The organism is Actinomadura sp. HBU206391 (assembly GCF_014323665.1).
In the GTDB taxonomy this organism is placed as follows: Bacteria; Actinomycetota; Actinomycetes; order Streptosporangiales; family Streptosporangiaceae; genus Actinomadura_C.
Window position 1 is genome coordinate 1 of record NZ_JABVEB010000269.1, and the last position, 7,014, is coordinate 7,014.

Annotated in this window: 6 protein-coding genes and 2 pseudogenes; 3 read left to right on the plus strand and 5 right to left on the minus strand. The window is 68.6% G+C overall.

From position 1 onward, the window contains the following. The 3 genes and pseudogenes from HKK72_RS33725 to HKK72_RS33735 all read right to left on the minus strand — a co-directional run. Positions 1–236 (minus strand): annotated as a pseudogene (locus HKK72_RS33725) (hypothetical protein); the annotation flags it as partial. A 223-nt stretch (positions 237–459) separates the two neighbouring features. Beyond that, complete coding sequence (locus tag HKK72_RS42535; RefSeq protein ID WP_222721474.1) at positions 460–1,746, minus strand: vanadium-dependent haloperoxidase; 1,287 nt, start codon at positions 1,744–1,746, stop codon at positions 460–462. 408 nt (positions 1,747–2,154) lie between these two features. After that, complete coding sequence (locus HKK72_RS33735) at positions 2,155–2,844, minus strand: TetR/AcrR family transcriptional regulator (protein WP_187238474.1); 690 nt, start codon at positions 2,842–2,844, stop codon at positions 2,155–2,157. Positions 2,845–2,950: 106 nt separating this feature from the next. Here HKK72_RS33735 and HKK72_RS42990 point away from each other — a divergent pair. After that, positions 2,951–3,979, plus strand: a pseudogene (locus tag HKK72_RS42990) (PQQ-dependent sugar dehydrogenase); the annotation flags it as partial. A gap of 213 nt (positions 3,980–4,192) precedes the next feature. Here HKK72_RS42990 and HKK72_RS33745 read toward each other — a convergent pair. Both HKK72_RS33745 and HKK72_RS33750 read right to left on the minus strand, forming a co-directional pair. Then, a complete protein-coding gene (locus HKK72_RS33745; protein WP_187238475.1) occupies positions 4,193–4,843 on the minus strand; it encodes a response regulator in 651 nt (216 codons plus the stop codon). After that, on the minus strand, positions 4,840–6,114 hold the full coding sequence (locus HKK72_RS33750; RefSeq protein ID WP_187238476.1) for a sensor histidine kinase: 1,275 nt from the start codon (positions 6,112–6,114) through the stop codon (positions 4,840–4,842). Before HKK72_RS33750 ends, HKK72_RS33745 begins: the two co-directional genes overlap by 4 nt. Before the next feature lie 110 nt (positions 6,115–6,224). Between HKK72_RS33750 and HKK72_RS33755 the strand changes: the two genes are divergently transcribed. Both HKK72_RS33755 and HKK72_RS33760 read left to right on the plus strand, forming a co-directional pair. Beyond that, a complete protein-coding gene (locus HKK72_RS33755) occupies positions 6,225–6,758 on the plus strand; it encodes a hypothetical protein (protein ID WP_187238477.1) in 534 nt (177 codons plus the stop codon). Beyond that, the coding region (locus tag HKK72_RS33760; RefSeq protein WP_222721475.1) for a hypothetical protein at positions 6,755–7,014 on the plus strand (260 nt) is incomplete at its 3' end. The genes HKK72_RS33755 and HKK72_RS33760, both read left to right, overlap by 4 nt.

Genomic DNA, 7,014 nt, shown 5'->3' on the forward strand with positions numbered 1-7,014 from the left:
AGGTCTCGAAGTAGACCTTCTCGGGCCAGACCGTCGGTGAAATGTGCTCTGAACAGCCGCTCGACCATCGGCTCGGTCAGGCCGCGGGCCGCGGCCGAGGCGCTGAGACGGTGTGCCTCGAAGGTGTCGGCGGCTACCGCCCGTTCGTAGTCCAGGGTCACACCGTCTCGCACCGCGTCCGCCGCCGCCTGCTGTGTCTCTGCCACCACGTGCTCGCCGAATTTGGCGGACAGCACCTCCCAGTAGCGGCTTCCCGTTGAAGTCCGCGTCGGGGGCGACCAGGAATGGCCTGACTGGAAAGGACAAGCAGGCCGTCGTTCCCGGGCTGACCTTGCCCTACAGCAACGGCCCCATGGAAGGCACGAACACCAAGGTAAAGCTCCTCAACGCCAGATGTACGGCCGAGCCGGTTCTCGCTGAAGAGGGCTCAGTAACTAGTGAGCGGCGTAGGGTTGACCATTACCTCAGCGGACGGAAGTAGTGCCTGGTGATGAAGTCCGTAACCCGTATGCCTATGTTCGCGCCCTCGGTATCCGCGGTGCGGAAATGGATGCCTCCCCATACCCGTGCGTCGATGGCTTCGGCCATTGCCTGGGAGAAGCCGTCAAAATGCCGAGTCGTGCCGGTGTCTACGCTGAATGCGCTGAACGGAATGTTGTTTCTGCCGAAGAAGGACGTGAACATCGACATCCTGGCGCCGCCCGCACAAGCGTGGCCGGACGTGTATTCCGGGAAGGGTGGCGTGACAAGCAGCGGCGTCCAGGTGGGATCGGGCGTGGTTCGGGGGTTGCCGTCGGTATCGGCCAGCTGGATCGCCGTGATCGGTCGCCAGAAACTCCACGCCGCTTTTTCGTTGTAGCAGGCTATACCGGCATCGGCCACCGACAGGTCGACCATCGCGAACATGCGTGCGGTTTGCAGCATATTGAGGCGCTGTGTCTTGACCAGCTGTCGTTTGATCTCCCAGCCCGTGGAACGGCGATCATGCCACCAGGACGCGGCCTCAGTCTGATCCTGTGTGCGAACGCTGCCGGATTGCGAGCCGAGCCGTTTGACCTCGTTCACATCCCGCGCGTACGCGCGGCTGGTGAGCGCGGGCGGGCCGGCAGTGCGGAACATTGTCGCGTCCGGAATGAGAAACGGCTTGAGCTGTCCGAGCCACGCGCCCTGCGAATCGAAAGTCGGCGGGGTCGGCCGCCATTCACCAGGTCGAGTGCCGACCACCCAGGCCTGGTCGCCGAATACCCCGTCGTTCTGGCGTGCTGCGATCATCGCGGCGGCGGCCTTACCGCCTACGGCGATCCCGCCCTGCTCCGACGGGCCGTCGGGAATCGTGGCGAGCGACCGGTCGTACTGCGCCTGCAGTCTCTCCTGCTGCTCCGGGAACAGGTCGACCAGCACGCGGTAGGCCGCGGTGGCGACGGCCGCGTCCCTCGACTCCGTTCCGGTGGCCGGCGGCGCGAGCAGGTACGGCTGGTACGGGGTTCCGGCGATCGCGTTCACCGCGTCGTAGACGGCTCCGTTCACCATCGCAAAACTGCGCACCTGCGCGGTCTGCGGCTGTGCGGCCACTTCGAAGATCGCTGTTTGGGCATTGATGTCCCACGTGACCACCGCATTGCCGGAGGCGGGCGAGGCGGCCGCCGGTACGGTGAACGACGCAGGTACGACCAGTGACGTGAGCGCGATGATCGCGCTGAGGGCCGTTCTCGGGATCTTACGGCGTGCCGGATCGAAACTCGTCACGGGTTCCCCTTGGTCGATCAGACTGATCGGTGATCCGAATCACCGATAACGTAAATCGATACTCACCCGATCTCTCCACTCTGGCACCATGTGGCCACTGTGATCTGGCTTGTTCGAAACGGCCGGATCGAGATGTAGCGCAAAGCGACAGGCTGACAGCGATGCGCTACGTCCATGCCCAAGAATTCCCTGCTAGAGGGTTTCCGAAAGGGTCGGATGGGTGACGGTGCGGATCTGGAATCTGGATTGGATCCGTGCGAATCCGATCCTGTGGGTGCCGGAAGTTCGTCCGCGCCTTGTGACCTGGGCATTCCTCATGGCTCGGCAGGACGGCGATGGTCGGACAAGATGCCATCGGCCTTGACGGAGGGCTGCGGTCTGGCGTGTTGAGGGGACCGCAGGTCCAGGTCAGTGGTTCGCGGCGCGGTCGAGCAGTTCGTTCATGAGTGCGCGCTCTCCAAAGGAGTAGATGTCGGCGGCATCGTCCAGGACGGCTTTCAGGGCAACGGCGCGCTGGGCGACGACGGGTGGGCGGTCCGGGACGGCCGTGGTGATCGCGGCGAGGATCGCCTCGCGCAGTCGGTTCGCAAGGCTGGGGTCGCGTTCTTCGGGTGGTGTCTCGATGAGGTTCATCGTGATGCCGACACAGGCAGCGTGCATCATGCCGATGGCGGTGTCGACGCTGACGACGAGGCGTCCGGCTGCCGCGATGCATTCGATGAGCGTGCGGAGCCGCCGCAGTCCCTGTTCGGCGGCGGGGTGCCGGTGTCCAGGGGTGGGCTGACCGTACATGAGCAGGTAGTGCGCCGAATTCTGCAGGCCGAACTCGACGTGCAGATCCCATCCGCGTCGCAGGTCCTCCACCGGATCGGCGGAGGGCTTCTGAGCGTGCTTGCCGGCGAGGTAGCGCGCGAATCCGTCTGAGGCGACGGCTTCGAGTAGCCCGGTCATGTCGGTGAACAGGCGATACAGCGTCGGGGACTGGACCCCGGCCGCCGCGCTGACGGCGCGGGTGGTCACGGCTTCGCGGCCCTGGTCGTACAGCAGCCGGGTCGCGGCGTCGATGATCCGCCGGCGGACCTCTTCCCGATCACGCACGTTGCAATGCTAACAGAATAGTGTTGCCATCGATTGCGTTGTCGCCGCCGTCGGATTGGCGTTGTCGACGATAACGACAGGGGATGACATGAACCGATCGACACCGATGCGGATCGTCATCGCGCTTGCACTGGCTGTGGCCGTGGGGCTCGGCGTGGCGGCGCGCGACCTCGTCACAGAGTCGGGGGATGCCACCGATCGCCCGACGGCGTCCAGAGCGGGCGCCTCGTCGGCGTTGGGCGAGCGCACCGAGGTGGCGACAGGATTACAAGCACCCTGGGGACTGGCGTTCCTGCCCGACGGCTCGGCGCTGGTCTCCTTGCGGCCGTCGGGCCGGATCGTCCGAGTGCCGCCAGGCGGCGGCGAGCCCCAGCCGGTCGGTACGGTCCCAGGAGTCCGGACGAGCTCGGAAGGCGGGCTGCTCGGCCTGGCCACCTCGCCGCGCTTCGCATCCGACCGCACCGTGTTCGCCTACGTGTCCGGCTCGCCCACCAATCGTGTGGTCGCGCTCCGGATCGCCGAGGATCACCGCTCCCTCACCCAGACCCGGGTTCTGCTCGACGGCATTCAGACCGCCGATCGGCACCACGGCGGCCGGCTGCGCATCGGACCCGACGGCAACCTGTGGATCGGGACGGGCGATGCGTTCGAACCCGAGAACGCCGCCGATGACGCCTCAATGAACGGCAAGATCCTGCGGATTCGCCTGGACGGCGGCATCCCCGACGACAACCCTTCCGGTACCGCCATCTACTCCACCGGCCATCGCAACGTCCAAGGCATCACCTTCGGGCCGGACGGCACCATGTACGCCTCCGAACTCGGCCACCGCACCTGGGACGAGGTGAACGTGCTCCTGCCCGGCAGGAACTGCGGCTGGCCCGAGACCGAAGGCGTCGAGGGTGACACCGGGCAGGCGCCGATCGCCACCATCCATCCCGATGAGGCGTCCCCGTCCGGAGTGGCCTACGCCCGTGGCTCTCTGTGGATCGGCGCGCTGGGCGGCCAGCGTCTCTGGCAACTGCCCGTTCAGAGGAGGCGCGCGACCGCCCGGCCGATCCCGCACCTGGTCGGCGAGTACGGCCGTATCCGCACGGTCGAGGTGGCGCCGGACGGAGCCCTGTGGATCGTGACCTCCAACACCGACCGGGCCACCTGGGGCGGCACCGACCCGCGTCCCGGCGACGACCGCATCGTCCGCTTCCAACTTCGAGCAGCGCATCAGCGTGGCGATCTGGTCGTCGTTTCACGGTGTGCCGAACCAGCTGGCCAGTGCCTTTCCCAGCGAGGGCGCGGCGGTGTCGGCGGGTTCATCGGTGGTTGCGGCCCATCCGGTAGCGCATCCTCTTCACGCTATGCCGCTCTGGTACGCGTAGATGACGGCGTGAATGCGGTCGCGCAGCCCCAGCTTGGCGAGGATCCGGCTGACGTGGGTCTTGACGGTACCCTCAGTGATCACCAGCCGGCCGGCGATCTCTTGGTTCGACAGCCCTTCGGCGATGAGCTTGAGCACGTCCCGTTCGCGGGCGGTGAGCGCGTTGAGCGATGTGGTGTCGGCGATCCGCGGGCCGGTGGAGACGAAGTGCTGGACCAGCCGGCGGGTGACGGTCGGCGCGGCGACGTTGTGCCCGCCGGCGACGGCGCGCACTGCCTGCAGCAGCTCGCCGTCGAGCGAGTCCTTGAGCAGGAACCCGGCCGCGCCCACGTGAAGCCCCGCGTAGACGTACTCGTCGAGGTCGAACGTGGTCAGGATGATCACGTGTGGCGGCTCGTCCGGCGGGTGTGCGGCGCGTAGACGGCGGGTGGCCTCGATGCCGTCGATGCCCGGCATGCGGACGTCCATGAGCACCACGTCCGGCCGGGTCTCGGCGGCCACGGTGAGGGCCTCCAGCCCGTCGCCGGCCTCTCCCACCACGGTCATGTCGTCGGTACCGTCGAGGATCATGTGGAAGCCGGCCCGGACGAGGGCCTGGTCGTCGGCGATCACGACGCGGATCACGCGACCGGCTCCGGGGACGTGCCGACGGCGACCGGGAGCCGCGCCGACACCTCGAAGCCGCCGTCCCCGGCCGGGCCGGCCCTGAGGTCGCCGCCGAGGGCATGGACCCGCTCGGTGATGCCGCGCAGCCCGTTGCCGGGCGACGGCGGCGGGACCGGCTCGCCGCTGTTCGCGACCAGGATGCCCAGGCCGGCCGGGCCGAAGTCGAGCGCGACCGTGCAGACGGCGCCCGGGGTCGAGTGCTTGAGCGTGTTGGTGAGTGCCTCCTGAACGATGCGGTACGCCGCCAGCTCGATGACGGCCGGCAGCGTCGCGGGTTCGCCGGTGACCCGGAATTCGACCGACGTGCCACTGTCTCGCACCCGGTCGACCATCTCGGGCAGCGCGGCGAGGCTGGGTTGGGGCGCCAGTTCGGCGCGCGGCTGGGTGCGCACCAGGCCGAGCAGCCGGCGCATCTCGGCGAGCGAGGCGCGGCCGGTGGTGACGATGTCGGTCAGCGCGATCTCGGTGCGCTCCGGTTGCCGGGTGAGCATGGCCTTGGCGCCCTGTGCCTGGACGACCATCACGGACAGGCCGTGCGCAACGACGTCGTGCAGCTCGCGGGTGATCCGGCTGCGCTCGGTGGCGACCGCGAGCGCGGTGCGCTGCCGTTGCTCGCGTTCGAGGTCGTCGGCACGGGCCTGCAGGGTGGCCAGGTGGGCGCGCCGGGCCCGTGCGCTGTCGGCTACGGCCCAGGTGGCGGCGAGCAGCAGGGCGGGCACGGCCGCCGCCCTCGTGGCGTTCAGCAGGAGGGACAGCGCTTCTCCGTGGACGAGGGCGTTCCCGGCGCCCTCGTCCATCACGTTCGCCAGGCATCCGGCGAACAGGAGCGCCTCGGCGGCTACTAGGACGGTGATGACGTTCCGGCGGGTATGGGCCGAGCCGGCCAAGGTGTACATGGTGATCAGCACGGCGACGTCCATCGGCGGCGACTTCATGACCGGGTCGAGCAGGTGGGCGCCCACCGAGCCGGCGGCCATCAGCGTGGCCGTGAGCGGGAAGCGGTGCCGCAGGACGATCGCGACGGCGGCGGGCACACCGGCCAGACACCACCAGAACACGTGGGTGCGCCAGGCGTCGACCGATCCGAACTTGAGGAGCATCTTGTAGTCCGGCTTGCCGAACATGAGCAGGGATTCGCTCCAGAGCAGGGTGGCGGCGGCGAGCAGGAGGATCAGCGCCGCGTCGAGCCAGAGCCGGCGCGCCGTCACGCGAAGCGTCGTCGGCTGCATCGCCTCAGCGTACGTGCGCCGCAGCGGCTCGACATCTGTCCTACGACAGACCCCGGAGATCGGTCTGCGGGCAGACGCGGGGGCCGGTCCTGAACGCCAACCTGTGAGCCATGACTTACCGACCTTTCGTCGTATTCGCCATCCTGGCCGTGCTGGCCGGTGGTCTGACCGCCTGCTCGTCCGGCGGCAAGGATTCCCCCGGCGCGTCCCCCGAGCCGAGCGCCGGCGCCAAGCAGGCGCTGGAGATCGGCCGCCGTTTCGCGCAGTGCGCGCGTGACCACGGGTACCCGGACTTTCCCGATCCCGTGATCGACGGCGCCAAGCTGAAGTACGGAGACTGGGGGCCCGGGGTCCAGGAACAGAGCCGCATGGTGAGCGAGGTACGCGAGTGCAAGGCGATCCAGGACCAGCTCCGTGCGCTCGGCGACGCCAACTCGACCCTCAGTGCGGCCGACCTGGAGAAGCTGAAGGAGTTCGCCAAGTGCATGCGCGACCACGGGATCACCGGCTGGCCCGACCCTAGGGCGGACGGCAGCTTCCCGATCATCGGTACGCCGCTCGAGCCGGAGGTCAAGTCCGATCGCTCCCTCGCCGCCAAGGATGCGTGTAAGCGGCACTGGGACCGCGGGTTCCGGCTTTCATGAGGATCCGGTTGTGGGTGGCCGTCGGCGCGCTGCTCGCCACGGCGGGCGTGGTCGGCTGGGCGGTCACCCGGGCGCCGTCGGCCGCACCGGTCGCCGGGCCGCAGGTGCGCACGACGACGGCCCCGGTGACCCGTGGCGACGTGGCGGCCCGCGTCCAGGTCGCCGGGGTGCTCGGCTTCGACGGGGCTTACACCATCGTCAACCAGTTGCCCGGCGGCGTGGTCACCGCCGTACGGGCGCCCGGAACGGCGGTCGT

Bases quoted from the DNA above. Each gene is read 5' to 3' on its own strand.
- HKK72_RS33755 (WP_187238477.1), top strand. From the start codon at position 6,225: ATGACTTACCGACCTTTCGTCGTATTCGCCATCCTGGCCGTGCTGGCC.
- HKK72_RS33750 (WP_187238476.1), bottom strand. From the start codon at position 6,114: ATGCAGCCGACGACGCTTCGCGTGACGGCGCGCCGGCTCTGGCTCGAC.